Below are 26132 nucleotides of genomic sequence, written 5' to 3'. Positions count from 1 at the left end.
CCGCCGGCGTTCTTCCCCACTCAAACCCCCATCTATCTAGGAGATACATCATGGCTAAGCTCACCACTGAGGAGCTGCTCGAGCAGTTCGCCGGCCTGACCCTCGTCGAGCTCAGCGACTTCGTCAAGGCGTTCGAGGAGAAGTTCGACGTCACCGCTGCCGCCCCTGTCGCCGTTGCCGGCGCTGCCGGTGGCGCAGGCGAGGCCGCTGCCGAGGAGGAGAAGGACTCGTTCGACGTCATCCTCGAGGCTGCCGGCGACAAGAAGATCCAGGTCATCAAGACCGTCCGCGAGCTCACCTCGCTGGGCCTCGGCGAGGCCAAGGCCGTCGTCGACGGTGCTCCGAAGGCCGTCCTCGAGGGCGCCAACAAGGAGACCGCCGAGAAGGCCAAGGCCGCTCTGGAAGAGGCCGGCGCCACCGTCACCCTCAAGTGAGTCGGGCCGGGTCAATGCTGCGAAGCAGCGTTGACGCGGCAGCGACTGAGGTTGAGCGAGGAAGCCGGTAGGCGACCGAGTCGAAACCGGCTACGGGCCGGGTCAATGCTGCGAAGCAGTGTTGACCCGGCAGCTCCTCGAGCGGGCCGCTTCATGTCGGCCACGACGAGATCGCATCACGAAGGCCCCGGGCCGCTGACCCGTTCAGCGCCCCGGGGCCTTCGTGCGTCCTGGCGCGGAGTCGCCGTCGACGAGCGCACCACCAACTCGGACGGCATCACCGCGTGCTCCGGTGCGGCGGACGGGTCCTCCATCCGCACACGCAGCAGCTCCACGGCCCTCATCCCCTGCATCCGCGGCTGTTGCCGCACCGTCGTCAGCGCGAACATCTCGGCGTGCTCGTGGTCGTCGATGCCGACCAGGCTCAGCTCGGTCGGCACCGAGATGCCCAGCCGCCGCGCCGCGATGACGCCACCGATGGCAGCCTCATCGCACACGGCCACGAACGCCGTCGGTCTGCTCTTGCGGTCCCCGAGCATGCGCACGGCGGCGTCGTACCCGCCGGTCATACTCGGCTCGCCGGCGGCATGACGGATGCCGGACTCGAGCGCCGCCGCTGACATGGCGGCGCGATACCCGTCGAGGCGTCGATCGTCCCCGACGGCGTGCATGGCGGCATCCGCTCGCCCACCGAGGAAGACGATGTCGGTGTGCCCGAGGTCGATGAGATGCTCGGTGGCGATGCGCGCGGCTGCCGCGTCGTCGATCGAGACCGTGCTGGACTCCTCGCCGCCCGCGCCGATGGTCACGACGGGCGAGTCCACGAGGCGCAATCGCTCGTGCTCGTCGGCGCTGGGCTGCATGCCGGCGGCGATGATGCCGTCGAACCGGCGCCGGGGGAGGACCTCGCCGAACAGCCGCTCCCGTTCGGTCGAGCCCTCCTGCAGGCCGTACAGCACCATGTCGTAGCCGGCCGAGAACAGCCCCTCCTGGATGCCGGCGAGCAGCTCGGAGAAGAACCAACGACCCAGAGCGGGGACGATCACCCCGACCGAGAAGGTACGGCCCGTGGCGAGGCTGGTGGCCGACGAGTGCGCGACGTACGCCAACTCGCGCGCGGCCGCCAGCACGCGTTCCCGCGTGCCGGCGGACACGTACCCGCCGCCGCTGAGGGCCCGGCTCGCGGTCGCCTTGGACACGCCGGCGCGAGCGGCGACGTCGGCGATCGTGCTCATGGGGCTCCTCCGGGACACAGGGCTGGGCACAGCGTAGCGGGAATCGTCGCGATAGGGAACCGGTTCCAGATCAGGCCGCTTGGGAGCGCTCCCACGGGTAGGATCACGTCTGGGCAACAGTTGCGCGGATGTCGTCGCTCAGCCATTGTGCGGCGGCCGCTTCGCCCAGTAGGTTGTCCTGGAATCGGTTCCCCAATGGCTGCGGAGTTCACGGCCTCACGGGGACAGATGACCCACCCGAAGAGGAGAAAACACATGGCTCTGTCACAGCGATACCGCCTGCTGGCTCCGCTCGCACTGGTCGGAGCGGCGACGCTCGCCCTGTCCGGTTGCGCGGAGTCCACCGACGGCGGCGAAGGAGGCGGCGGCTCCGAGGGGGCGACGGTCCGGATCTCCGGCGGCATCACCGGCACGGAGGCCGATGACCTCAACGCCTCGTTCGAGGCGTTCGAGAAGGAGACCGGCATCAACGTCGAGTACACCGGCGACAAGAGCTTCGAGGGCAACATCGTCACGAAGGTGACCGGTGGCGACGCTCCCGACATCGCGATCGTCCCGCAGCCGGGCCTGCTGCAGACCCTCGTCGAGACCGGAAAGGTCATGCCGGCGCCCGAGGGCGTGGAGAAGGCTGTCGACGAGAACTGGTCCGAGGACTGGAAGAAGTACGGCACGTTCGACGACACGTTCTACGCCGCGCCGATGCTCGCCAACCTCAAGGGGTACATCTGGTACTCGCCCGCGAAGTTCGAGGAGTGGGGTGTCGAGATCCCCAAGACGTGGGATGAGCTGATGACTCTCACCGAGACGATCAAGGAGAAGTCCGGGCAGGCACCGTGGTGCGCCGGCTTCGCGTCCGGCGACGCGTCCGGCTGGCCCGGCACGGACTGGATCGAGGACCTGGTGCTGCGCCAGTCCGGCCCCGAGGTCTACGACCAGTGGGTCGCCGGCGACGTGAAGTTCACCGACCCGGAGATCAAGGAGGCGTTCGACGCCGTCGGCGAGATCCTGCTGAACCCGGAGTACGTCAACGCCGGCTTCGGCGACGTGAAGAGCATCAACTCCACCGCGTTCGCCGATGTGGCGGCCAAGGTCGCCGACGGTTCCTGCGCGCTGACCCACCAGGCTTCGTTCCTGTCGGCCAACTTCCTCGACGTCGAGACCGCCGAAGGCGGGACCCCCGAGGTCGCACCAGACGGTGACGTCTACGCGTTCATCACCCCGGGTGAGACCGAAGGCGAGCTGCAGGTCTCCGGTGGCGGCGAGTTCGTCGCCGCGTTCAACGACGACGAAGCCACCGTGCAGGTGCTCGAGTTCATGGCATCCCCCGAGTTCGCCGACGCGCGCGTCGAGCTGGGAGGCGTCATCTCCGCCAACAAGAACGCCGACCCGAGCCTGGCCTCGAGCGAGTTCCTGCAGGAGGCCATGACGATCATGCAGGACGAGTCGACCACCTTCCGTTTCGACGCGTCCGACCTGATGCCGTCCACCGTCGGATCGGGCTCCTTCTGGAAGGGCATGGTCGACTGGATCGACGGCAAGCCCACCGACCAGGTGCTGTCGGACATCCAGGCGGGCTACGAGAACTAGTGCGCAGCGCTGTTCTGAGCGCTCCCCGCTGACGGGTGCGGGGTCGGGCACAGCGCCCGGCCCCGCTCCCGCATCCACCTCGCGGGCCACGTCCGAACGACGCAGTCCGGAGCCGTAGTCAGAAACTCGGAAGGGGTTTCCATGTCGCAAGTGGCTGTCGAGGAGCCGGTGAAGACCGAGCTTCCACAGACGACGCACGGCGTCGATGCGAAGGGGCGGGCGATCACGCGCATCGTCGTCGTCGCCGGCTTCGTGCTCATCGCCGCCCTGATCTTCCTGCTCATCTTCTCCGCCCCGGTCGAGGACCCGGTGCGCACCACCATCGGCTTCTCGCTGAACAGCTTCTTCCTGTGGCTCGGCAACCTGCATCCGCTGCTGCAGATCCCCGCCGTGCTCGTCGCGTTCGGCGTGGCCGTGGCGATCCTGCTGGTGCTGATCGAGTACGCACCCCGCCCCGGGCGCGGCTACTTCATCATGCGGCTGGTGGCCTGCCTCGCCATTCCCGTGCTCGCGTTCATGCTGCTGCGGCCGTACCAGAACGCCGTGCTGTACGTGGTCGCGATCGCGCTGCTCGCCGGTGGTCTGCTGTTCTTCGCCGACTACCGGTCCCGCCAGGGCGCCGGCTACCTGTTCCAGCTCATCCTGTTCATGGCACCGGCGGCGATCATGCTGCTGCTCGGCCTGATCTACCCCGCCATCTCCACCTTCGTGAAGTCGTTCTACGACAAGACCGGAACCGACTTCGTCGGACTCGAGAACTACGTCTGGGTGTTCACGAACCCCGTCGGTGCGGCATCCGTGATCAACACGCTGATCTGGGCGATCCTCGCTCCGGTGATCTCGGTGGTGATCGGTCTCGCGTACGCGGTGTTCATCGACCGCGCGCACGGCGAGAAGATCCTCAAGGTGCTGGTGTTCATGCCCGTCGCGATCTCGTTCGTGGGCGCCGGCATCATCTGGAAGTTCATGTACGACTACCGGCAGGGCGACCAGCTCGGTCTGCTGAACGCGATCGTGACGACTTTCGGCGGTGACCCGGTGAACTGGCTCGCGGTCCAGCCGCTGGTGAACACGCTGATGCTGCTCGTGGTGTTCATCTGGACCCAGACCGGGTTCGCGATGGTGATCCTCTCGGCCGCCATCAAGGCGGTGCCGGCCGAGCAGAACGAGGCGGCCGAACTCGACGGGGCGAACGCGTGGGAGCGGTTCGTGAACGTCACCGTCCCCGGCATCCGCTCGTCGTTGATCGTGGTGCTGACCACGATCACGATCGCGTCGCTGAAGGTGTACGACATCGTCGCGGTGATGACCGGCGGTCGTGACGACACCACAGTCCTCGGCTTCGAGATGGTCAACCAGCAGCAGCGCTTCCAGAGCTACGGACACTCCTCGGCGCTGGCCGTGGTGCTGTTCCTGTTCGTGCTGCCGTTGATCATCTACAACGCCCGATCGCTGCGCAAGCAGAGGGAGATCCGCTGATGAGTGCCACCGAAGCCATCGTCATGGACAACCGCTCCAAGCGGCAGGTCGCCCGAGACACGCGTCGCAACGAGGCGATCGCGCAGAAGCAGCTGAGGTCGAAGGGCGCCACGATCGCGGCGGTCATCATCGCCATCTTCTGGACGATCCCGACGTTCGGTCTGTTCGTCACCTCGTTCCGTCCCGGCGCCGACACCCAGTCGACCGGTTGGTGGACCGTGTTCACCGACCCTGACTTCACGCTGCAGAACTACGCGGAGGCGCTCACCTCCGGCGGCACGTCGACCACGCTCGCCTCGGCGTTCGTGAACTCGCTGGCGATCACGATCCCCGCGACGGTCTTCCCGATCGTGATCGCGTCGCTCGCCGCGTACGCGTTCGCGTGGATCGACTTCAAGGGCCGGAACATGCTGTTCATCTTCGTGTTCGCCCTGCAGATCGTGCCGTTGCAGATGGCCCTGGTGCCGCTGCTCAGCCTGTTCTCCGACGGGCTGGCCGTCGGGGACGTGCAGATCTTCCCCGGGTTCGGCCTGAACGACGTCAACTACAGCTTCGCGCGGGTGTGGATCGCACACGCGATCTTCGCGCTGCCGTTGGCCACGTTCATGCTGCACAACTTCATCGCGGAGATCCCCAGCGACATCGTCGAGGCCGCGCGTGTGGACGGCGCGGGCCACGGGCAGGTGTTCTTCCGGGTCATCCTGCCGCTGGCCATGCCGGCGATCGCGTCGTTCGCGATCTTCCAGTTCCTCTGGGTGTGGAACGACCTGCTGGTGGCGACGATCTTCGCCGCGCCGGGGGCGCTGCCGATCACGCAGGCGCTCAACTCGCTGTCCGGCACCTGGGGCAACCGCTGGTTCCTGCAGTCGGCGGGTACCTTCATCTCGATCATCGTGCCGCTGATCGTGTTCTTCGCCCTGCAGCGCTTCTTCGTGCGCGGCCTCCTGGCCGGCGCGACGAAGGGCTGACGAGGCGGGCGGCGGTCGCCGAGCCGATACCGACCCTGACGAGCGGATGCCGGATGCTGAAACACCCTCAGCATCCGGCGTCCGTGCGTCTACCCTGAACCCATGCGCTACGCCGAATCCGTCGCCGACCTCGTCGGCGACACGCCCCTGGTCAGGCTCAACCGGGTGACCGACGGTGTGGCCTGCACGGTGCTCGTCAAGCTCGAGTACCTCAACCCCGGCGGGTCGAGCAAGGATCGCATCGCGCGGCGCATCATCGACGCGGCGGAGGCGTCCGGCGAGCTCGGACCCGGCGGGACCATCGTCGAGCCGACCAGCGGCAACACCGGCGTCGGACTCGCCCTGCTCGCCCAGCAGCGCGGCTACCGCTGCGTGTTCGTGGTGCCCGACAAGGTGGGTCGGGACAAGATCGACGTGCTGCGGGCGTACGGTGCGGAGGTGGTCGTCACGCCGACCTCGGTGCCCGCAGACAGCCCCGAGTCGTACTACAGCGTCAGCGACCGTCTGGCGCGTGAGATCCCGGGCGCGTTCAAGCCGAACCAGTACGAGAACCCGAACGGGCCGCGCAGCCACTACGAGACCACCGGCCCGGAGATCTGGCGCGACACCGACGGCCGCGTCACGCACTTCGTCGCGGGCATCGGCACCGGCGGCACCATCAGCGGTACCGGCCGGTTCCTGCGCGAGGTGTCGGATGATCGGGTGCGCATCGTCGGGGTGGATCCGGTCGGCAGCGTGTACAGCGGCGGCACCGGCCGGCCCTACCTGGTCGAAGGCGTGGGCGAGGACATCTGGCCCGGGGCGTACGACCGCACCGTGCCGCACGAGATCGTCGCCGTCGACGACGCCGAGTCGTTCGCCATGACCAGGCGGCTGGCCCGCGAGGAGGGCCTCCTCGTCGGCGGGTCGAGCGGCATGGCGGTCGCCGGGGCGCTGCGCGTCGCCCGCGACCTCCCCGCGGAGGCCGTGATGGTGGTGCTCCTCCCCGACGGCGGGCGCGGCTACCTCGGCAAGATCTTCAACGACGCCTGGATGCGCTCGTACGGCTTCAGCGAGGTCGAGGAGGGAGAGACCGTCGCCGACGTGCTCGCCGCGCGCGACAGGCGGCAGGCACAGCGCCCGGGTGCGCGCATGCCCGACCTGGTGCACGTGCACCCGAACGAGACCGTCCTCGAGGCCATTTCGATCATGACGGAATACGCCGTCTCGCAGCTGGTCGTGCTCGGCGCCGAGCCGCCGGTGATGATGGGGGAGGTCGTGGGCGCCGTGGACGAGAAGCGCCTGCTCGACCTGCTGTTCCGCGGCGAGGCGAAGCCCACCGACCCGGTCGGTGCGCACGTCGGGGAGGCGCTGCCGCTGATCGGCATCCACACCCCCGTCGCTCAGGCGCGGACGGCGCTCGCCGGTGCCGACGCGCTGCTGGTGACCGAGGACGGACGCCCGCACACCGTGCTCACCCGGCAGGACCTGCTGGCCTATCTGGCGCACTGAGCGGGCGCGCGTCGCGTGGCGTAACAGGATTCCGGATGCCGCGCGGGCCGGGCGTAGCGTTGGGGGCACGCCGTCATCCAAGGAGTGCCATGACCGATCGCGCCTTCGCCACCCGAGCCATCCACGCGGGCCAAGCGCCCGACCCCACCACGGGGGCGATCATTCCGCCGATCTACCAGTCGTCCACACATGTGCAGGACGGCATCGGCGGCTTCCGCGGCGGCTACGAGTACAACCGTGCCGGCAACCCGACCCGCTCGTCGCTGGAGACCCAGCTCGCGGCGCTCGAGGGCGGCGTCTCGGCGCTGTCGTTCGCGTCGGGTCTCGCCGCCGAGGACGCGCTGCTGCGCGGCATCCTGCGCCCCGGCGACCACGTCGTGCTCGGCAACGACGTCTACGGCGGCACCTACCGCCTGCTCACCAAGGTGCTCGCCCCGTGGGGCGTCGAGACGACCACGGTCGAGCTGCAGGACGTCGACGCGATCCGCGCCGCGCTCCGCCCGACCACGAAGATCGTCTGGCTGGAGACCCCGAGCAACCCGCTGCTGAAGATCGTCGACATCGCGGCCGTCGCGGAGGTCGCGCACGCCGCCGGTGCGGTGCTCGTCGTGGACAACACCTTCGCCTCGCCCGCGTTGCAGCAGCCGCTGTCGCTGGGCGCAGACGTCGTCGTGCATTCGACGACGAAGTACCTCGGCGGGCACTCGGACGTGCTGGGCGGGGCGATCGTGTTCGGAGACGAGCGGTTCACCGAGCAGGTCGGTTTCCAGCAGTTCGCCGTCGGGGCGGTGTCGGCGCCGCTGGACGCGTGGCTCACCACCCGCGGCATCAAGACCCTCGCCGTCCGGGTGCGTCAGCACAGCGAGAACGCGCAGGCGATCGCCGAGTGGGCGGCAGCGCGCCCCGAGTTCGAGACGGTGTTCTACCCCGGACTCGACACCCACCCGGGGCACGAGATCGCCGCGCGGCAGATGAGCGGGTTCGGCGGGATGCTGTCGCTCGCGCTCACCGCCGGCCCGGAGGCCGCCCGCGCCTTCGCGGAGGCCACGACGCTGTTCCAGCTCGCAGAGTCGCTCGGCGGCGTGGAGTCGCTGATCGGGTACCCGCCGGAGATGACGCACGCGTCGGTGCGGGGCACCGCGCTGGCGGTGCCGGAGAACGTGGTCCGCCTGTCCGTGGGCATCGAGGACGTGAACGACCTCATCGCCGACCTCGAGGAGGGCCTCGCCCGCATCGCGGGCTGAAGCCGCGCGGCCGGCATCCGGGGTGCGCGGCGCGCGCCGGCGCGGCCCGTTGGGGGACGGCGGATGCCGGCGAGTAGCATGGACGTTCCCGCGTCGAAACGATTCGGCGCAGCATCCGCTCTCTCGCGAAAGTCCTCCGTGCCCGACGAACGCACCCCCACCGGCAGCATCCGCACCTCGACCGGCAGCATCCGCGCCATCACCGGCGCCATCCGCACCTCCTCGCCGACCGGCGCCATTCGCACCCTCGGTCCGAACCCGGCCACCGCCCCGATCGTGCTGCACCCGGGGGATGCCATCTCCGCAGGGCGCCGCACGGTGTACATCCTGCTGCTCGGGGCGCTCACCGCGCTCGGGCCGTTCACGATCGACCTGTACCTGCCCGCGTTCCCGCAACTGGAGGCGGACTTCGCGACGTCGGCAGCGATGATCCAGCTGACGCTGACCGGCACCATGCTGGGCTTCGCCATCGGGCAGCTGGTCGTCGGACCGCTCAGCGACAAGGTGGGCCGGCGCGTGCCGCTGATCACCGTCACGGCCCTGCACGTGATCGCGAGCGTCGCGGCCGCATTCGCGCCCGACCTGCTGCTGCTCGGCGCGGCGCGCGTGCTGATGGGCATCGGCGCGGCGGCAGGAGGCGTCGTGGCGATGGCGATCGTGCGCGACCTGTTCGGCGGGCGACGGCTCGTGGTGATGCTGTCGCGACTGGCGCTCGTCTCGGGCGCCGCCCCGGTGATCGCGCCGCTGATCGGCTCGGCCCTGCTGGCGGTGACGTCATGGCGCGGCATCTTCGGCGTGCTCGCCGGCTACGGGGCGGTGATGCTGATCGCCGGCCTGGTGCTGATCCCGGAGACCCTGCCGAAGGCGCGCCGCCACGAGCACGGTGCCAGCACGGTGCTGCAGCGGTACCGCAGCGTGTTCGGCGACCGGGTGTTCGTCGGCGTGCTCGTCATCGGCGGCATGACCTTCTCGGGACTGTTCTCGTACCTGTCGGCGTCGCCGTTCCTGTTCCAGCAGACGCACGGGCTCGACCCTCAGGCGTACGGGCTGCTGTTCGCCGCCAACTCGCTCGGTCTCGTCGTGGGCGTGCAGGTGGCCTCTCGCCTGGCGGCGCGGTTCGGGCCGCAGTGGGTGCTCGCGTTCTCGACCGTCGTGCTGCTCGTGTCGGGCTGCGCGATCATCGTCTGCGACCTCCTGGGTCTCGGCTTCTGGGGCACGGCGGTGCCGCTGTGGGTGTTCATGACCGCGTGCGGTTTCACGATGCCATGCGTGCAGGTGCTCGCCCTCGACCGGCACGGGAAGGCGGCGGGCACCGCGGCATCCATCCTCGGGGCGAGCAACAACGGCGTGGCGGCGATCGTCTCGCCGGTGGTCGGCCTGATCTCGGCGGGGTCCGGGATCACCGCCACGACGATGGCATCGGTGATGGTGGGATGCGCTGTGCTGGCGATCCTCGCGCTGTGGCTGATCGTGCGCCCGCGGACGGTGGGGATGCTGGAACCCTGAGCCGCCTCGCCGCTGTCAGCGCCCGAGCCCGCCGAACGAACAGGCAGAATGGGATGATGCAGCGACGATGGCTGGTGGCGACGGGTGGTTCTCTGATCACGGTCGCCTGCCTGCTCGGGATTCTCGTGGTGCTGCTCCCGCAGGGCGCCACGAACGGGTTCGACGCGGCGTGGAACACGGCGATGGCCGAGATCCGCCAGCCGTGGATGCTGGCTGCGGCGCACGCCCTGAACCGCATCGGGGGCGGATGGGTCGCCACCGTCCTGGTGCCCGTGCTCATCGGTGTGCTCATGATCGTGCTGCGGCGCTGGCGGGCCGCGGTGTATGCAGCGATCGCGTTCGTCGCCAGCGCCGCGCTCGTGCAGCTTCTGAAGGAGATCTACGCTCGGGCCCGCCCCGACGACATGCTGGTCAGCTCGGACTTCGGTTCATTCCCTTCCGGGCATGCGGCCAACGCCGCGACGATCGCGACCGTGCTGTGGATCGTGTTCCCCCGGGTGTGGGTCGCCGTGGCCGGGATCCTGTGGACCGTGGCGATGGCGCTGTCGCGGACGCTGCTGAGCGTGCACTGGATCACCGACACCATCGGCGGTGCGATGGTGGGCGCCGGTGCGGCGCTCGTGGTCGCCGCCGCGGTGCTGGCGTGGGCGTCGCTGGGCTGGCAGCGTCCCGAATCGACCGGCGGGCCGCTGGCGGCCGAAGGGAAGGCTCCCGTGTCGTTGATCCGTCCGTATCGCCCGTCGGACCGGGAGTCGCTGTACGACGTGTGCGTCAAGACCGCGGATGCCGGGGGAGACGCCACCGGCCTGTTCACCGACGATCGTCTGTGGGGCGACGTGTTCGCCGTGCCGTACGCCGAACGGCACCCCGATCTGTGCTGGGTGGTCGAATCGGCGGACGGCCGCACGGTCGGGTACGTCGTCGCGACCGACGACACGGATGCCTTCGAGCGGTGGTTCCGCGACGAATGGTGGCCGACCAGAGCCGAGAACTACCCGCTGTCGGGGGAGGACCCGCCCACCCGCCAGGACGGCATCATCCTGTACGCCTCACGGCGGGGCCCGGCGCGGGAAACGCACGCGCGGGACTACCCGGCGCATCTGCATATCGACCTGCTGCCGGAGACCCAGGGCCAGGGGCTGGGTCGCCGGCTGGTAGAGACCCTCTTCGAAGAACTGCGTCGCCGCGGCGTCGCGGGTCTGCACCTCGGCATGAACCCCGAGAACAACGGCGCGGGCGCGTTCTACGAACGGCTCGGCATGCACCGGCTGGATTCGGATCCCGACACGGTGATGTACGGCGTGCGCTTCGATGGCGCGCCCTTCGCCGTGCCGAATGCACGGCCTCCCGTCGACCGCACGGCCTGCCGACGCCGGTAACCCGTGCGCTCGGCGGGAGGCGGTGCGCTCGGCGGCGGGGCTTCGCGAACAATCGAGGGCCCCCGCTACGCGCGGAGGCCCTCAAGAATCTGGCGGTGACGGAGGGATTCGAACCCTCGGTTGCTTGCACAACACACGCTTTCCAAGCGTGCTCCTTCGGCCGCTCGGACACGTCACCAGGGAACAACCTGACCATCCTATCCGATCCGGCGGGCGGCTCAGACCCAGGATGGCCGTGGCATCCCGGGCGCCGTCAGAGCAACTGCTCCACGCGGTACGGCACCATCTCGCGCATCACGAGGCCCGTCGTGGTGCGTTTGACGCCGTCGACGTCGAGGATCCGCCCGGCGACCCGGTACAGGTCGTCCGCGTCGCGGGCGACGACGCGAATGAGCAGATCGGTGATGCCGGATAGGCCGAGCACCTCCACGACCTCCGGAATCGCCGAGAGCGACCTGCCGACCTCGTCCAGCATGCTCTGCTTCACCTTGGTCACGACGTACGCGCTCAACGGGTAGCCCAGGAAGGCGGGGTCGATACGGCGCTGGAAGGAGCGCAGCGCGCCGTCCGCCTCGTAGCGAGCCAGGCGTGCGCGCACGGTGTTGCGAGCCAGACCGGTCGCCTCGGCCAGCGCGACGATCGTCGCACCCGGTTCGCGAATGAGGTGCCGCAGCAGCGAGGCGTCTGTGCGGTCGGCCAGCCGGGAACGCGCCATGGTGATCAGCCCTTCTGGATTCCTGCGAGCGGAACTTGACCCTTCTGATCAATCTAGCGGGCGCATCTTGCGCGGTCCATGCGTCGGTTGATCCAATGAGCGCACCATCTGCTTGATCTGCCCGCCTGGCCGAAATCCCTGGTCTGTGTGAGGCACCGGCCCAGAAGGCCCGGCACCCACCTGATGCGGGCGACGACGCCCGGCATCCGCACCGAGGAATCCGTCCCATGAACGTTCTCGAGACCGTCCCCGTCACCGGTACTGCGCAGGAGCAGAGTCTGCACGCACTCGCCGCGGTGGAGCAGCGGGTGCTGTGGCTGGCGACGTCGATGATCCATCACGCGAACCGGGTGCGCCCGAACCCGTCCGGGATGAAGGTCGGCGGGCACCAGGCGTCCAGCGCGTCCATCGCCACGATCATGACCGCGCTGTGGTTCGAACAGCTCCGCGCCGAGGACCGGGTCTCGGTGAAACCGCACGCGTCACCAGTCCTGCACGCCATCAACTACCTCCTGGGCGAATTGGACGACACGCAGATGACGACGCTGCGGCAGTTCGGCGGCATCCAGAGCTACCCCAGCCGCGCCAAGGACCCGGACACCGTGGACTACTCCACCGGGTCGGTCGGCATCGGCGCCACCGCACCCATCTGGGGCGCCATCGCGCGACGCTATGCGGCGTCGATCTCCGGCGGCTCGGCGAAGGGGCGGCAGTACTCGCTGGTGGGCGACGCCGAACTCGACGAGGGAGCGGTCTGGGAAGCGCTGATGGATCCGCAGGTGCCCGACCTCGGTGAGCTGGTCTGGATCGTCGACCTCAATCGGCAGTCCCTCGACCGCGTCGTGCCGAACATCGCGGCGGGCAAGCTGGAGCGCATGTTCGACGCCGCCGGGTGGCAGGTCATCACGGTGCCGTTCGGTCACCGCCTGCAGGAGCTGTTCCGGCTGCCGGGAGGAGACGCGCTGCGCACCCGCATCCTCGCCATGCCCAACGCCGAGTACCAGCGACTGCTGCGCTGCTCGCCCGGTGAACTCCGCCGACGCCTCCCCGACGCGGATGCCGGAGCCGACGGCATCCGTTCGCTCATCGACGGCCTCGACGATGACGAGCTCGTCCGCAGCATCCGAAATCTCGGCGGGCACGATCTGGGCGCCCTGCGGGACGCGTTCGCGCGGATCGACGACACACGCCCGACCGTCATCATCGCCTACACGATCAAGGGCCATGGACTGCCGACCGCCGGGCATCCGCAGAATCACTCGTCGCTGCTGAGCAGCGAGCAGTACCGGCAATTCGCCGCCCAGGTCGGCATGGACCCCGACGCCCCGTGGCAGCGGTTCGATCCGCTCTCGGACGAGGGGCGCCTGTGCGCGCAGACCGCGGACCGGCTGCGCCGCGAGGTGATCCCGCCTGTCGCGCCGCCGACCGTGCCCGTCGACTTCGGCCGCACGCCGTCCGGCGTCGGGGCGACCCAGGCGGCGCTCGGCCGGGTTCTCCTGGACCTCACGCGCTCCGCTCCTGAGATCGCCCGTCGTGTCGTGACCGCGAGCCCGGACGTCTCCAGCAGCACCAACCTCGCCGGCTGGCTGAACAAGGCGGGCGTCTGGTCGACGCGCGACCGTCAGGACTGGTTCGACGACGACCCCGAGACGATCATGCACTGGCGGGAACGCCCGACCGGGCAGCACATCGAGCTGGGCATCGCCGAGGTGAACCTGGTGAGCCTGCTCGGCGAGCTCGGCGCGACGTGGAGCCGCTGGGGGCAGCCGCTGTTCCCGATCGGCGTGCTCTACGACCCGTTCGTCGAGCGAGCGCTCGAGCCCTGGTCGTACGGGATGTACGCCGGCGGGCAGTCGATTCTGGTCGGCACCCCGTCGGGAGTCTCGCTCGCCGCCGAGGGCGGTGCTCACCAGTCGATCAAGACGCCGTCCATCGGGCTGGAGCAGCCGGAGTGCCTGAGCTACGAACCGGCGTTCATGCAGGAGGTGGAGTGGACGCTGCTCGCCGCGATGTCGCAGATGGCCAGGCCCGGCGGGCGCTCGGCCTACCTGCGGCTGTCCACGAAGCCGGTCGATCAGACGCTCGCGGCGATTCCCGCCGACCCGGCGGCGCGTGAGCGTCGTCGTCGCCAGGTGGTCGCCGGCGGTTACCGGCTGCGCAGCGCGCAACGGCCCGCCGCCACGATCGTGGCGATGGGGGCGATGGTGCCGGATGCCGTGGACGCGGCGTCCCGTCTCGCCGCCCTCGGCCACGACGTCGACGTCGTGTGCGTCACGAGTCCGGGGCTGCTCTTCGAGGCGGTGCAGTCACGCGGCGGAGCCGGCGAGGGGAGCGACTGGATCCTCGATCAGGTGCTGCCGGCAGATCGGGCGGCACCGATGGTCACCGTGCTGGACGGGCATCCGCACGCGCTGGCGTTCCTCGCCGGCGTCCACCGTGTTCCGGCGCGCCATCTCGGCGTCAGCCGCTTCGGCCAGGCCGGTGACCTGGCATCCGTCTATCAGTACCACGGCATCGATGCCGACAGCATCGTCCGCGCCGTGCTCGACCTGACGGAGTGAACCCAACCCCGGGGCGACCGCCTCAGCTCACCGAGACGTTCGTCGCAGCCCGGACGAACGCGGCCACGGCGTCGAGGTCTTTCTCGAACCCGCCTCCCGCCAGCGGGCGGTTGGTGTGGGTGAGCGAGTCGACGCCCCACGGCCGGACGGCGGCGATTGCTGCTGCGACGTTGTCGGCGGAGAGCCCACCGGCGAGGATGACGGGCACGTCGACGTCGGAGACGATGGCGGCACTGCGCGACCAGTCGTGGACCACGCCGGCCGCCCCGACGCCCTGGACGTCGGTCGTGTAGGAGTCCAGGATCAGATAGTCCGCGACCCGGGCGTAGTCGCGCGCGAGTGCGCGGTCGCCGTCCGCCCCCACTGCGATGGCCTGCATGATCTGCATCCCTGCGGGGATCAGATCGCGCAGCTCCCGGACGGCTGCAGGTCCCACGGCGCCGACCTCTCCGCACAGATGCAGGATGTCCGGCCGCACCGAGGTCGCCATCCGTGCGATCTCGGTGATGTCGGTCTCGACGCTGAGCGCGACGGAGCGCGCGCGGCCGCGCAACGCCGCCGCGGCCTCGGCGGCCGTCTCCTCGCCGATCTGTCCGGGGAGGCCCACGCCGGTGGGCGTGAGGCCGATCTGATCCACGCCGAGCTCGGCGAGTGCCAGCGCCTCATCGGCGGACTGGGCGGTGTAGATCTGCACGATCATCGGACGCTCCTGGTTCTCATGAAGGACGGGCTCAGAACGAGCTCTCGACGATGGACTGACCCGCCCGCTGCTCCCTGCGCAGCACCTCGTCGAGGTGGCGGTGGCTGTAGGCGACGCACAGCGCGTCCAGCAGGGTGAGCTGGCACAGCCGGGCGGCGATGGGCTCATGCCTGGTCTCGTGCGAGACGCTGATCAGCACCGCGTCCGCCGCCTTGGCCAGGTGCGACTCGCGGTTGCCCGTGATGGCCAGCACCTTCGCCCCCGTCTCGCGCGCCCGCTCGGCCATGCCGACCACCGACCGGGTGGCGCCGGAGTACGAGATGGCGACGACCAGATCGTCGGATCCGAGCAGCGCGGCGTGGATGTTCTGCACCTGCGAGTCGGGCGGAGCGTCGCAGCTGATGCCGAGTCTCCGGCAGCGCTGGTAGAACGCCTGCCCGACAACGCCGGAGGTGCCCACGCCGCCCACCAGCACGCTGCGGGCGCTCTCCAGCAGGCCGAGGGCGGTGGCGAACCCGCCGGGGTCGATGACGTTCGCGGTGTCCTGCAGCGACAGCGCGGCGCGTGCGAAGACCTTCCGTGCGATGACAGCGGGGTCGTCGCCGTCGGCGATGTCGTCGTGGATGAGCTGCATCGGCGTGGCGAGGTCGCGCGCCAGTGCGAGCTTCAGATCGGTGAAGCCAGCGAACCCCGCATTGCGGCACATCCGCAGCACGGTGGTGTCGCTCACATCACAGGCCTTGGCGACGTCGAGCATCGACGCCTCCAGTACCGCCTCGGGGCCGTCGAGGATCCGGTCGGCCACGCGGCGCTCCGTCACCGAGAGGCTGGGCAATGCAGCGCGGAGCAGCGTCAGCGCACCGGCCCTCTCAGTCGCTCCCATGCGATCCCCCCGCCCGTTCCGCCGAATCGAAAGTGGTGCTACCACGTCGAATGCGTCGAGTATATAGTGATACCACTTTCCTCGACAGTGTCGTCCCGAAGGAGCCCCATGAAACGTCCTCTCCGCAGAGCCGCGCTCGCCGCGCTCGCCGCCGGTTCCCTCGTCGCCCTCTCCGGCTGCCTCGGAAGCGGGTCTGTATCTTCGGGCGGAGGCGACTCTGACACCCTCACTGTCTGGCATGCCTACGCGGGCCAGGACGACAAGGTCGAGTTCATGAAGTGGGCCATGGACGGCTTCAAGAAGGAGCACCCGGAGATCGAGATCAAGGAGGTGGCGGCCGAGCAGTCCTCGTACAAGACCAAGCTCCAGACCGCCATGTCCACCGGCGACGTGCCCGACGTCTTCTACACCCTCCCCGGCGGGTACTTGGACGCGTTCGTGCAGAGCGGTCAGGTGGCCAAGCTGGATGACGCGCTCGCGGAGGACGGATGGGGTGACGGATTCATCCCGAGCGCGCTCGAATCGGTCACCTTCGACGACTCCACCTACGCGGTTCCCATCGACATCGACGCCGCCGTGGTCTGGTACAACAAGAAGCTCTTCGCCGACAAGGGCTGGGACGTGCCGAAGACGTGGGACGAGTACCTGGCGCTGTGCGAGCAGATCAAAGCGGACGGCGTCGTGCCCGTCGCACTGGGCAACAAGGACAGCTGGCCCGCGACCTTCTGGTTCCAGTACGGCCAGATGCGCACGCACGGCAGCGGCATCGTCACCGAGTTCCTCAACGGCAACGAAGCGACCTTCACGGAAGAAGGCGCGGGCATGCTCGAGTCGCTCGCGCAGAAGGACTACCTGCCCACAGGGGCGAACGGCATGTCGGACCAGGAGGCCAATCTGCTCTTCCTGAACGGCCAGGCCGCGATGGTGCTGAACGGCACCTGGCAGATCGGCATGTCGGCCGATGCGCCCGACGGCTTCGAGCTCGGCTACTTCCCGTTCCCCACGGTCGCGGGAGGCGCAGGCGACCAGACCGACGTGCTCGCGGGTGTGGCAGCCGCGTTCGCGATGTCGGAGAAGGCCGAGAACAAGGAGGCGGCGGTCGAGTTCCTGCGCTACATGACCAGCCCCGACGTCATGAAGAAGTACGTCGAGCTTCGCAAGACCATGGTGACTCTGCAGGGGGCTACCACGCCCGACGTGGCAGGACCGGTCCTCTCCGGCATCGTGACCGACATCGTCGAGCCGGCCGGTCACCTCGACCCGTTCTACGACACAGCGTTGCCGCCGAAGGCCACCACCGTCTACTACTCCACCCTGCAGGGCCTGATCGAGGGATCGATCGACGCACCGCAGGCCGCGGACCAGATCGGCGAAGCGGTCAACGCCGGGAAATGACGCGAATGCACACCGAGGCACGATCGATCGAGGAGCCCCACGCGGGCGCTTCGGTCGACCGTGCGCGGCGTGGTGGCCTGCGCCGGGCGAAGCGGCGTGAGTCGCTGATCGCCGTCCTGTTCCTGGCGCCCGTCCTGGCCTTCCTCGGTGCATTCGTCGCGTATCCCCTGGCGAACGCCGGCATGCTGTCGTTCTTCTCCTGGGACGGATTCTCGCCGCGGGAATGGGTCGGCCTGGGCAACTTCAGCCGCCTTCTCGGCGACGGCGTGTTCTGGTCGTCGCTGAGGAACAACGTGCTGATCGCGCTCGCCGCCATCGTGTTCCAGGTCGGATTGGGGATGGTGATCGCGTACTGGCTGGTGCGCGTGATCCCGCGGTTCAAGCGGGCAGCCATGTTCCTGTACGTCATCCCCGTGGTGATCAGTGAGATCTGCATCGGTCTGCTGTGGCAGTTCGTCTACAACCCCTACTTCGGGCTGCTGAACGGCTTCCTCGAGCTGGTCGGACTGGGCGGCCTGAATCAGGGCTGGCTGGGCGACCGCAATCTCGCGATGCCGGCGGTGCTGGTCGTGATGAACCTCACCTACCTCGGCCTGTACATCCTGCTGTTCGTCGCGGCGTTCCAGGACGTGGACGAGTCGGTGTACGAGGCGGCCGCTCTCGACGGCGCCGGACACTTCCGGACGTTCTTCGGGGTCAGCGTGCCCATGATCTTCTCCAACGTCCAGGCCACCGTCCTGCTCGCGGTGGTGACCTCGTTCAAGACCTTCTCGCTGGTGTTCGTGATGACCAGGGGAGGCCCGAACAACGCCACCGACGTGATCTCGACCTACTTGTTCAAGACCGGCTTCGGCAACTTCGAAGCGGGATACGCGTCCGCCATCGGCATCGCCCAGCTGCTGATCACCGTGGTCGTCGGGGTAGCCGTGGTGGGCATGACCCGCTCCCGCGGGTCGTCGCCGGCGCGGGTGAAGGGGACGGCTCGATGACCACCGCGACCAGCGTCAGGACCGGCACCAGCACCAGGACCGCGACCAGCACCAGGCCCAGGCCCAGGACCAGGACCGCGCCGAGCGCGGGCACGATCAGCGTGCTGCTGATCCTGCTCGTGCATCTCGTCATCGTGCTGTTCCCGTTCGTGTGGATGATCTACAGCTCGTTCAAGACGAACAAGGAGTTCCAGGCGTCGGTGTGGTCGCTGCCCTCGGGGCTGCAGTGGGACAACTACGCGGCGGCACTGGGCGACGGCTCCCTCGTGCTGTACGCGTGGAACTCGCTGCTGGTCACCCTGGCGTCGGTGGTGATCACCGTGGTCATCTCCACCGCGGCCGGGTACGCGTTCGTCGTTTACCGCACCCCCTGGATGCCGGCCGTCGAGCTGGTCATGCTCGTCGCGATGGCCATCCCGGCGTACATCGCTCTTGTGCCGCTGGTCGCCATCATCCGCGAGATGGGGATGCTCGACACCCTGCCCGGCGTCATCCTGCCCACCGTTGCGTTCAACCTGCCGATCTCCGTGCTGATCATGCGCGCGTTCTTCGCCTCGGTGCCGCGCGATCTGGTCGAGGCCGCGCGCATCGACGGGGCGTCCGAGTTCTCGGCGTTCCTTCGGGTGATGGTGCCGATCGCGCGTCCGGCGATGTTCACCACCGCGATCGTGAACGTGATCTGGGTGTGGAACGACTTCCTCTTCCCGCTGGTCGTGCTCAGCAGCCCGGAGCGCAAGACGCTGCCTCTCGGTCTCACCGACTTCGTCGGCGAGCGCACCACGAATTACCCCGTGCTGCTGGCGGCGATCCTGCTCGCCGCGCTCGGCTCGTTCCTGGTGTACCTCGTGTTCCAGAAGCAGGTCATCGGGGGACTCACCAGCGGCGCGCTCAAGCAGTGACCGCGCCCCGCGTCATCGTCGGAACAGAAAGGATGCCCACGTGGACAACCCCCAGGAGCTGAGCCTCGCCAGTCGCGCCGTCTATTACTCGCCGGAGGAGAGCTCGCAGTCGATCAGCTACCCGATCTTCATGTCGGCCAACTACGAGTACGCGGGCGACGCGTACGACCAGGTGGTGGACGGCGCCCGTCGTGGAGTGAACATCTACAGCCGCTGCGGGAACCCCAACGAGTACAAGCTCGACGATCAGATGGCGCTCATCGCCGGGGCCACCGACGCGCTGTCCGTCGCGTCGGGCATGGCCGCGATCTCGCATGCGGTGCTCGGACTGCTGCGGGTCGGCGACCATATCGTCGTCGATCTGACCACCTACAGCTCGACCCACGAGTTCTTCGACCACCGCATCCAGGACTTCGGCATCGAGGTCACCTTCGTCGACTCCACCGACGTCGAGCAGGTCCGCGCGGCGATCCGCCCCGAGACCAAGGCCGTCTACGTCGAGACCATCGCCAACCCGACGATGAAGGTCGCCCCGCTCCGCGCCATCTGCGACATCGCCCACGAGCGCGGCATCGTTGTGATGTGCGACAACACGTTCGCCAGCCCCATCGTCTGCCGACCGCACGAGCACGGCGTGGACATCGTGCTGGAGAGCGCGACGAAGTTCATCGGCGGCCACAACGACGCGGTCGGCGGCGTGATCAGCATCCGCTCCGACATCCTCCCCGCGGACTGGCTCGAGAAGATCCGGTGGAACACGCTCACCAAGCTGGGCGGAGCGCTGTCGCCCTTCAACGCGTGGCTGCTGCTGCGCGGCATCCAGACCCTGCCGCTGCGCGTGGAGCGGATGACGGAGAACGCCGGGCGACTCGTGGAATGGCTCGCCGCGCACCCGAAGGTGAAGCGGGTCTACTACCCGGGGCACCCGTCGCACCCGCAGTACGAGGCCGCGCGTGAGCAGCTGGACTCTTCCGGGGCGATGCTGGCGTTCAGCGTGGACGATGAGGCGCAGGCCGCGCAGGTGTGCAAGAGCCTGCGTCTGGCATCCTTCGCCGCCAGCCTCGGCGGCGTGCGCACCGTCACGCAGCTGCCGGCGACGATGGCGTTCCTCGACATCCCCGACGAGGAGCGACAGCAGATGGGCATCACCCAGGGCATGATCCGGGTGTCGGTCGGCATCGAGAAGGTCGACGACCTGATCGCCGACTTCGCGCAGGCGCTCGGGGACTGACGAGGTGCCAGCCGACGTGCCGGACGATGTCGAGGTCGTGCTTCTGGGCGACCTCAACATCGACCTGCACCTCGACATCCCTGCCTACCCGGCCCCGGGCGGGGACGGGGTGGCATCGCGGCAACGGATGGGGTTCGGCGGGTCCGCGGCCAACACCGCCGTGGTCTTGGCAGCGCTCGGCGTCCGGACCGCGCTGATCGGCTGCGTCGGCGACGACGATCTGGGCGCTCAGGCCGTCGCCGGTCTGAGCGCGACGGGGGTCGGCACCGGCCTCATCCGTCGCACGAGTGAGGAGCGCACCTCGCTGAATGTGATCACCGTCACACCCGACGGCGAGCGGACGATGTTCGCGTACCGGGGTGCCAGCGCCCACCTCGACGTCGGCGCGGTGCCCTCGTCGTTCTCGACCGCCAGGCACCTGCATGTGTCCGGATACGCCCTGCTGGCCGAGCCGCAGCGCTCCGCCGCCATCCGCGCGGCAGCCGTCGCCCGCCGCTCGGGCCTGACGGTGTCGCTGGACGTCCCCGTCGACCCGGTGTCCGCGGTGCCGGAGCAGCTGCGGGCGTTCCTTCCGGCGGTCGACCTGGTCGTGATCGGGTCGGCGGAGGCTCGGCGGCTGATGGATGCCGACGACGACGCGACGGCGGCGGAACGGATCGCCGCCGGCGGGGTGTCGCTGGTCGCGCTCACCCGCGGGGCTGCGGGGTCGCTGCTGTGGAGCGGAGGGCAGGGGTTCTCAGGGCCGGTCCCGGCCGTTCGGCCCGTGGACAGCACTGGGGCGGGCGACTCGTTCTGCGCCGGTCTCATCTTCACGGGGTTGAACGGCCCGGCCGACCCGGCGCTGCGCGCGGCCTTCGCGAACGCCTGCGGCGCGGCCGCCGTCGCCGTGAGCGGCGCCGGTGCGGCTCTGGCTGGAAGGGAGCGCATCGCCGCCGTAGTGGCAGCCCTTCCCGACGAGTGCCGCGGTGCGCTCCAGCGCGCGATGCGGGCTCCTGTGCACGAGCGGCCGCCCGGCGCACCAACGGGCGCCGAGCCCAGGCTCCGCCCGGCCGCCCCCGCTTAGAATCTCCAGGTGCCCACCCCGAAGATCGTGCTGTTCTACGTGTTCGCCCCGCTCGCCGACCCCGAGGCGATCCGGGTGTGGCAGCGCGACCTCGGCGAGGCCCTGAAGCTGCGCGGACGGGTGCTGATCTCAGCCCATGGCATCAACGGCACCCTCGGCGGCGACCTGCCGGCGCTGAAGAAGTGGGTGCGGCGGTTCCGCGACTACCCGGCGTTCAAGAACGCCGACATCAAGTGGAGTGAGGGCACAGCGCTGGACGACGACGGGTTCAGCGTCGACTTCCCGAAACTGAGCGTCAAGGTCCGCGAGGAGATCGTGTCCTTCGGTGCACCGGGGGAGCTCGTGGTCGACGAGCACGGAGTCGTCGGCGGGGGAGCGCGACTCACCCCAGAGCAGCTGCACGAGCTGATGGCCGAGCGCGGCGACGAGGTGGTGTTCTTCGACGGCCGCAACGCCCTGGAGGCGCAGATCGGCCGGTTCCGCAATGCGGTGGTGCCCGACACCGAGGCCACGCGCGACTTCGTCGACCTGCTCGATTCCGGAGCGTACGACGACCTGAAGGGCAAGCCGGTCGTCACCTACTGCACCGGCGGCATCCGGTGCGAGGTGCTGTCGAGCCTGATGGTGTCTCGCGGGTTCGGCGAGGTGTACCAGCTCGAGGGCGGCATCGTCCGCTACGGCGAGCAGTACGGCGACGACGGACTGTGGGAGGGTTCGCTGTACGTCTTCGACCGCCGAGGCTCCGTCGACTTCTCCGACCACGCCGCCGTCATCGGGCGATGCGCCGGCTGCGGCACCGCGACGAAGCGCACCGCGAACTGCCCCGACGCCTCCTGCCGTCGCCAGTTCGTCGTCTGCGAGACGTGCGACGCGATCCCGTGCGCCGAGCACGCCGTCGCGGCGTAAGGCGAGCTCACACGGTGGTGCGCGCCCGGTCGGTGATCGGCGCCCGCACCAGCGACGCGGGCAGCAGCGCCGCCCGCAGCCGAGCGGATGCCGGTGAGGCGGCGCGCAGATCCGCCAGCACGGCGTCGAGGGGGCGGCGCACGTCGGCACGGTCGCCGCGGGGCACGGCATCCGCTCTTCCGCCATCCGCCGCGTAGCCCGCCCGCTCGACCGCCGCGACCAGCACCCGCAGCGGCTCCTCCCGCACGCCGCGCTCCCTCGCGAGCGCTGCGCCACGCATCCGTGCGGTGTGTGACGGGTCGGCGGGGACGCCGAGATCTGTCATCGAATCGGTCAGCTCGCGCCAGGCGGCCAGCGCGTCGCCCGCGGCCGCTCGCCGGCGGCGGACCAGCCGGCGCAGCTCGCGGAAGAGTCCGGGGAGCAGCGCGACGAGCAGCACCCCGAGGGTGAACAGCATGACGGGTGTCGGGTCGAGGGTGCGCAGGGCGGTGCCTCCGCCGGCATCCTCCTCGAATCGCGGGTCGGTGCTGCTGGTCGGGCCCGCGGAGGGGCCGTCGGTGGGTGCGGTCGTCGGTGTGGGCGCCTCCGGGTCCCCGCTCGTCCCGCCTCCGGCGGACGCGGAGGCGAACTCCGTTGGCACGCCGAGGGTCGCGGTCGGCTCGAAGGGTACCCAGCCGATGCCGTCGAAGTACACCTCCGGCCAGGAGTGCAGCTGGTCGCTGGAGATCGAGTACACCGTGTCGTCGCCGCGCTTCTCGTCGGTGGCGGTGCCGGGCAGGTAGCCGACGACGATCCGCACCGGCATGTCCAGCGACTGCACCATGAGCGCGAACGCCCCGGCGAAGTGGATGCAGTAGCCGGTGCGCTCTTCGAGGAACGTCGCGACTGCGTCCGCCCCGGTGCCGTCGAAGCCCTCCTGCACCGGCGCCTCGAGCGAGTACGTGAACTCCTGGCGGAACCAGCTCTGCAGCGCGATGAGTCGGTCGTAGTCGTTCGTCGCGTCGGCGGTGACCTCGCGCGCGGTCTCCGTGATGATCGGTGGCAGGTCATCGGCGGGTTCCGGCCTGTCGACCGGGCCGGATGCCGTCGTCGCGCGGATCTGCTCGAGCGTCGGCGACACGGAGGTCACGGTCACGGTGTAGTCCGCGCCGTTGGCGTCGGCCGTGCTGGTCAGCACCGTCCGGTTCAGCGGCATGGCCCGCCAGCGGCCGCTCAGCCCGGCGATGGCCTCGGCCGCGTACGGCACGGGCAGCCGCTCGCTCGACACGCCCAGCACACGGATCGACACCTCGTGCTCGGACGTCTTCACCGCGGCATCCCAGTCGGGCGGGCCGAAGCCGTCGCGCAGCGGCTGCTGACTGCCGCGGTCGGGGCGCCACACCTCGCCGTCGAATCGGGAGAGTGTCGCCAGTCGCAGATACGGCGGCGCCGCCGCGGAGGTGACGAGCGTCATCACCTCGACACCCTCGGGTCGGCGCAGATCGTCGCCGAGACGGAGGTCGGCACTGACCGTCAGCGGTGCGCCCGAGCCGGGCAGGGTGGCGGAGACGGGAAGGCCGGGGACCACGGCCAGCGACACCGCGACCGCGACCACGCCGACCCCGGCGGCCACGAGCGCCGAGGCGGCTCTCGGCGAGCGGTCGTCGCGGCGGGCCGCGAACCGCAGCAGCACGAGGATGACGATCGCCTGCAGCAGGAACCACACCATGTTCGTCCCGCCGAAGGACACCACCATCGGCATGGCGCCGACGACGGTGGTGAGGGCCACCGCGAGCACGACCAGGCGATGCGCGAGCAGCTGGTCCACGAGGACGGCGACGACGCCGAACGAGATCCCCAGCAGCGCGGCGATCGACTCCGTGGCGCTGATCGGGGCGACCCCGTTGGCGATCTCCTCCGCACTCTGCGACAGGTGGACGCCGATCAGTCGCACCGTCGTGGGGGTCGGCACCAGCCCGAACATGCCGGTGTCCCGGCCGAACAGGGCGGTACTCGCGCAGATCACGACGGCGGTCTGGATGCCGAGTGTGAGGGCCTCCCGCGTCGCGGCGCGCCGGTGTCGCAGGAACGCGCGCCCGAGCACGCCACCGAGCCCGACGACGATGATCATCGTCACGACCACGAGGCTCCACGCACCGGGCTGGATCACCGCCGTGTACGGCCACATCGCCACGAGCATCGCGGCGGCGGCGAGGGCGGACGGCAGCACCGGAGGCGCCGTGGTGTCGCCGGAGCGCTCGCCGCCGCGCGCGCGGTTCGGATCAGCCATGTCGGGGCACCCCCGTCGGAGCGGGGAGGGCATCCTCCCAGACCGCCGCCGGATCGGCATCCGCTGGCAGTTCCGCCGTGCTCCAGCCGTGGGCCGCGGCGGCGTCGAGCGCACCCGGTGCAGGGCGCGCGGCGAACAGGATGGGAGCCGCGGCGCCGGCGGTGCTCAGCCGTGCGGCATCCTCGTCTGTCAGCATCCCGGTGATCATGACGAGCGGGCCGGGCGGGTTGCCGCCGACGATGGTGCGCAGGTCGCGCGCCTCCCCGCGCGGTGCGATGCCGGCCAGCGCGACGAGCAGGCCGTCCCTGTCGTCCTCGTGGCCGCGCAGCGCGCCGAGCAGCGTGCCGCCGGTGTCGACGACGTCGACGCTGTAGCCGTCCTGCGCGAAGCGCAGCGCCACCGACGCGCACAGCGACACGGCGGTCTCGAACAGCGGGTCGGGTTCCTCGCTCGGTCGCGCCCACCGGCCCGCCGAGCGGTCGAGCACGACCAGCGCGTCGGGGCTCGCCTCCTCCTCTTCCTGCCGCACCATCAGCTCCCCCCGCTGCGCGGTGGCGCGCCAGTGGATGCGCCGGCGGGAATCGCCCGACACGTACGGGCGCGGGATGAGGTTGTCGGCGCCCTGGCCGAGCCTGCTGGAACGGGTCTGGGCGCTGCCGCCGGCGGCACCGACCTTGGTCGGCAGCGGGGCGAGCGCGATCACCTGCGGCACGACGGTGATGGTGCGCGTGTCGCCGAACTGCTGCTCCCGCTGGGAGAGACCGAACGGGTCGACGGTGCGCAGCATCAGCGGGCCGAGGGTGGAGATCCCGCGGCGCACGCCCGTCACCTCGTAGTGCAGCTGGGCCGTCTCGTCCGGGTACTCGCCGTGCGCGTCACCGGCGACGGCGGGCGGCAGGGTGTCGCGCCAGACGCCGTGCGGCACCCCGGTCGCCCGCAGGTCGAACCGCACGGTGACCCGCGACGTCTCGCCCACGGCGAGCAGATCCGTGGAGATCACCCGGGTGACGGAGCCGCTGCGGCGGGGCAGGTGCACCGCCAGGGCGGCGAGCGCCACGACGGTGACGAGCAGCACGCCGACGTAGAGGAGGGCGCGGGCGGCGAGCACGTTGGCCGCGATCATGAGCAGGATGCCGGTGATCAGGCATCCTGCTCCCCGCGGTGTCAGCGGCCGGCGCTTCATGACGCGACTCGGGAC

Annotated in this window: 21 protein-coding genes and 1 tRNA gene; 15 read left to right on the top strand and 7 right to left on the bottom strand. The window is 69.8% G+C overall.

Going from position 1 to position 26132, the window contains the following annotated elements; translation table 11 throughout:
- Positions 1-50: 50 nt before the first annotated feature.
- Positions 51-434, top strand: a complete 384-nt coding sequence (gene rplL / locus RIF65_RS07380; RefSeq protein WP_309082501.1) for a 50S ribosomal protein L7/L12 — start codon at positions 51-53, stop codon at positions 432-434.
- 176 nt (positions 435-610) lie between these two features.
- Here rplL and RIF65_RS07375 read toward each other — a convergent pair whose 3' ends face one another.
- On the bottom strand, positions 611-1669 hold the full coding sequence (locus RIF65_RS07375; protein WP_309065467.1) for a LacI family DNA-binding transcriptional regulator: 1059 nt from the start codon (positions 1667-1669) through the stop codon (positions 611-613).
- A 255-nt stretch (positions 1670-1924) separates the two neighbouring features.
- On the opposite strand from RIF65_RS07375, the gene RIF65_RS07370 reads away from it, so the two are divergent.
- The 7 genes from RIF65_RS07370 to RIF65_RS07340 all read left to right on the top strand — a co-directional run bounded on the left by RIF65_RS07370 (position 1925) and on the right by RIF65_RS07340 (position 11323).
- On the top strand, positions 1925-3256 hold the full coding sequence (locus tag RIF65_RS07370) for an ABC transporter substrate-binding protein (RefSeq protein ID WP_309065466.1): 1332 nt from the start codon (positions 1925-1927) through the stop codon (positions 3254-3256).
- A 141-nt stretch (positions 3257-3397) separates the two neighbouring features.
- Complete coding sequence (locus RIF65_RS07365; protein WP_309065465.1) at positions 3398-4735, top strand: sugar ABC transporter permease; 1338 nt, start codon at positions 3398-3400, stop codon at positions 4733-4735.
- Positions 4735-5703 carry a carbohydrate ABC transporter permease gene (locus RIF65_RS07360; protein WP_309065464.1) on the top strand — a complete coding sequence of 323 codons (969 nt, stop codon included), beginning with the start codon at positions 4735-4737 and terminating at the stop codon, positions 5701-5703. The genes RIF65_RS07365 and RIF65_RS07360 overlap by 1 nt, the downstream gene beginning before the upstream one ends.
- A gap of 102 nt (positions 5704-5805) precedes the next feature.
- Positions 5806-7194: a cystathionine beta-synthase gene (locus tag RIF65_RS07355; RefSeq protein ID WP_309065463.1), complete on the top strand. Its 1389-nt coding sequence runs from the start codon at positions 5806-5808 to the stop codon at positions 7192-7194.
- A gap of 89 nt (positions 7195-7283) precedes the next feature.
- Entirely contained in the window at positions 7284-8438 is a 1155-nt protein-coding gene (locus RIF65_RS07350) for a cystathionine gamma-synthase (protein ID WP_309065462.1), read from the top strand.
- 63 nt (positions 8439-8501) lie between these two features.
- Entirely contained in the window at positions 8502-9944 is a 1443-nt protein-coding gene (locus RIF65_RS07345) for a multidrug effflux MFS transporter (protein ID WP_375142135.1), read from the top strand.
- A 56-nt stretch (positions 9945-10000) separates the two neighbouring features.
- Complete coding sequence (locus tag RIF65_RS07340; RefSeq protein ID WP_309065461.1) at positions 10001-11323, top strand: GNAT family N-acetyltransferase; 1323 nt, start codon at positions 10001-10003, stop codon at positions 11321-11323.
- Between the two features lie 90 nt (positions 11324-11413).
- Here the strand turns inward: RIF65_RS07340 and RIF65_RS07335 are convergent.
- Both RIF65_RS07335 and RIF65_RS07330 read right to left on the bottom strand, forming a co-directional pair.
- A tRNA-Ser gene (locus RIF65_RS07335) sits at positions 11414-11501 on the bottom strand.
- Between the two features lie 75 nt (positions 11502-11576).
- On the bottom strand, positions 11577-12038 hold the full coding sequence (locus tag RIF65_RS07330) for an Lrp/AsnC family transcriptional regulator (RefSeq protein ID WP_309065460.1): 462 nt from the start codon (positions 12036-12038) through the stop codon (positions 11577-11579).
- A gap of 227 nt (positions 12039-12265) precedes the next feature.
- Between RIF65_RS07330 and RIF65_RS07325 the strand changes: the two genes are divergently transcribed.
- Positions 12266-14599, top strand: a complete 2334-nt coding sequence (locus tag RIF65_RS07325; RefSeq protein ID WP_309065459.1) for a transketolase-like TK C-terminal-containing protein — start codon at positions 12266-12268, stop codon at positions 14597-14599.
- 22 nt (positions 14600-14621) lie between these two features.
- Here RIF65_RS07325 and RIF65_RS07320 read toward each other — a convergent pair whose 3' ends face one another.
- Together RIF65_RS07320 and RIF65_RS07315 are read right to left on the bottom strand one after the other, a co-directional pair.
- A complete protein-coding gene (locus RIF65_RS07320) occupies positions 14622-15299 on the bottom strand; it encodes a phosphoribosylanthranilate isomerase (protein ID WP_309065458.1) in 678 nt (225 codons plus the stop codon).
- Between the two features lie 31 nt (positions 15300-15330).
- Complete coding sequence (locus RIF65_RS07315) at positions 15331-16182, bottom strand: MurR/RpiR family transcriptional regulator (RefSeq protein WP_309065457.1); 852 nt, start codon at positions 16180-16182, stop codon at positions 15331-15333.
- A gap of 108 nt (positions 16183-16290) precedes the next feature.
- Between RIF65_RS07315 and RIF65_RS07310 the strand changes: the two genes are divergently transcribed.
- The 6 genes from RIF65_RS07310 to trhO are packed head-to-tail and all read left to right on the top strand — an operon-like array spanning position 16291 to position 22665.
- Positions 16291-17577, top strand: a complete 1287-nt coding sequence (locus RIF65_RS07310) for an ABC transporter substrate-binding protein (protein ID WP_309065456.1) — start codon at positions 16291-16293, stop codon at positions 17575-17577.
- Positions 17574-18566, top strand: a complete 993-nt coding sequence (locus RIF65_RS07305; RefSeq protein WP_309065455.1) for a carbohydrate ABC transporter permease — start codon at positions 17574-17576, stop codon at positions 18564-18566. Before RIF65_RS07310 ends, RIF65_RS07305 begins: the two co-directional genes overlap by 4 nt.
- A complete protein-coding gene (locus RIF65_RS07300; protein WP_309065454.1) occupies positions 18563-19465 on the top strand; it encodes a carbohydrate ABC transporter permease in 903 nt (300 codons plus the stop codon). Before RIF65_RS07305 ends, RIF65_RS07300 begins: the two co-directional genes overlap by 4 nt.
- Positions 19466-19505: 40 nt before the next feature.
- On the top strand, positions 19506-20696 hold the full coding sequence (locus RIF65_RS07295; RefSeq protein WP_309065453.1) for a trans-sulfuration enzyme family protein: 1191 nt from the start codon (positions 19506-19508) through the stop codon (positions 20694-20696).
- A 16-nt stretch (positions 20697-20712) separates the two neighbouring features.
- Positions 20713-21759: a carbohydrate kinase family protein gene (locus RIF65_RS07290; protein WP_309065452.1), complete on the top strand. Its 1047-nt coding sequence runs from the start codon at positions 20713-20715 to the stop codon at positions 21757-21759.
- 9 nt (positions 21760-21768) lie between these two features.
- Positions 21769-22665: an oxygen-dependent tRNA uridine(34) hydroxylase TrhO gene (trhO, locus tag RIF65_RS07285; protein WP_309065451.1), complete on the top strand. Its 897-nt coding sequence runs from the start codon at positions 21769-21771 to the stop codon at positions 22663-22665.
- A gap of 7 nt (positions 22666-22672) precedes the next feature.
- On the opposite strand, the gene RIF65_RS07280 is transcribed toward trhO, so the two are convergent.
- Positions 22673-24934: a transglutaminase family protein gene (locus RIF65_RS07280; RefSeq protein WP_309065450.1), complete on the bottom strand. Its 2262-nt coding sequence runs from the start codon at positions 24932-24934 to the stop codon at positions 22673-22675.
- Entirely contained in the window at positions 24927-26117 is a 1191-nt protein-coding gene (locus tag RIF65_RS07275) for a DUF58 domain-containing protein (RefSeq protein ID WP_309065449.1), read from the bottom strand. Before RIF65_RS07275 ends, RIF65_RS07280 begins: the two co-directional genes overlap by 8 nt.
- Between the last annotated feature and the right edge of the window lie 15 nt (positions 26118-26132).

It is taken from the genome of Microbacterium sp. (assembly GCF_031180975.1).
In the GTDB taxonomy this organism is placed as follows: domain Bacteria; phylum Actinomycetota; class Actinomycetes; order Actinomycetales; family Microbacteriaceae; genus Microbacterium.
Note: the sequence above shows the minus strand (reverse complement) of the source record. Positions and strands in the feature narration are given on the sequence as shown.

What these genes read in the sequence shown, in the direction of transcription:
- RIF65_RS07320 (WP_309065458.1), bottom strand. Translation starts at nt 15,299, where the DNA reads ATGATCGTGCAGATCTACACCGCCCAGTCCGCCGATGAGGCGCTGGCA.
- RIF65_RS07310 (WP_309065456.1), top strand. Translation starts at nt 16,291, where the DNA reads ATGAAACGTCCTCTCCGCAGAGCCGCGCTCGCCGCGCTCGCCGCCGGT.
- RIF65_RS07340 (WP_309065461.1), top strand. Translation starts at nt 10,001, where the DNA reads ATGCAGCGACGATGGCTGGTGGCGACGGGTGGTTCTCTGATCACGGTC.
- rplL (WP_309082501.1), top strand. Translation starts at nt 51, where the DNA reads ATGGCTAAGCTCACCACTGAGGAGCTGCTCGAGCAGTTCGCCGGCCTG.
- RIF65_RS07275 (WP_309065449.1), bottom strand. Translation starts at nt 26,117, where the DNA reads ATGAAGCGCCGGCCGCTGACACCGCGGGGAGCAGGATGCCTGATCACC.
- RIF65_RS07360 (WP_309065464.1), top strand. Translation starts at nt 4,735, where the DNA reads ATGAGTGCCACCGAAGCCATCGTCATGGACAACCGCTCCAAGCGGCAG.
- RIF65_RS07355 (WP_309065463.1), top strand. Translation starts at nt 5,806, where the DNA reads ATGCGCTACGCCGAATCCGTCGCCGACCTCGTCGGCGACACGCCCCTG.
- RIF65_RS07315 (WP_309065457.1), bottom strand. Translation starts at nt 16,182, where the DNA reads ATGGGAGCGACTGAGAGGGCCGGTGCGCTGACGCTGCTCCGCGCTGCA.
- RIF65_RS07325 (WP_309065459.1), top strand. Translation starts at nt 12,266, where the DNA reads ATGAACGTTCTCGAGACCGTCCCCGTCACCGGTACTGCGCAGGAGCAG.
- RIF65_RS07345 (WP_375142135.1), top strand. Translation starts at nt 8,502, where the DNA reads ATGCCGGCGAGTAGCATGGACGTTCCCGCGTCGAAACGATTCGGCGCA.
- RIF65_RS07300 (WP_309065454.1), top strand. Translation starts at nt 18,563, where the DNA reads ATGACCACCGCGACCAGCGTCAGGACCGGCACCAGCACCAGGACCGCG.
- RIF65_RS07350 (WP_309065462.1), top strand. Translation starts at nt 7,284, where the DNA reads ATGACCGATCGCGCCTTCGCCACCCGAGCCATCCACGCGGGCCAAGCG.
- RIF65_RS07330 (WP_309065460.1), bottom strand. Translation starts at nt 12,038, where the DNA reads ATGGCGCGTTCCCGGCTGGCCGACCGCACAGACGCCTCGCTGCTGCGG.
- RIF65_RS07305 (WP_309065455.1), top strand. Translation starts at nt 17,574, where the DNA reads ATGACGCGAATGCACACCGAGGCACGATCGATCGAGGAGCCCCACGCG.
- RIF65_RS07370 (WP_309065466.1), top strand. Translation starts at nt 1,925, where the DNA reads ATGGCTCTGTCACAGCGATACCGCCTGCTGGCTCCGCTCGCACTGGTC.
- RIF65_RS07280 (WP_309065450.1), bottom strand. Translation starts at nt 24,934, where the DNA reads ATGGCTGATCCGAACCGCGCGCGCGGCGGCGAGCGCTCCGGCGACACC.
- RIF65_RS07375 (WP_309065467.1), bottom strand. Translation starts at nt 1,669, where the DNA reads ATGAGCACGATCGCCGACGTCGCCGCTCGCGCCGGCGTGTCCAAGGCG.
- RIF65_RS07365 (WP_309065465.1), top strand. Translation starts at nt 3,398, where the DNA reads ATGTCGCAAGTGGCTGTCGAGGAGCCGGTGAAGACCGAGCTTCCACAG.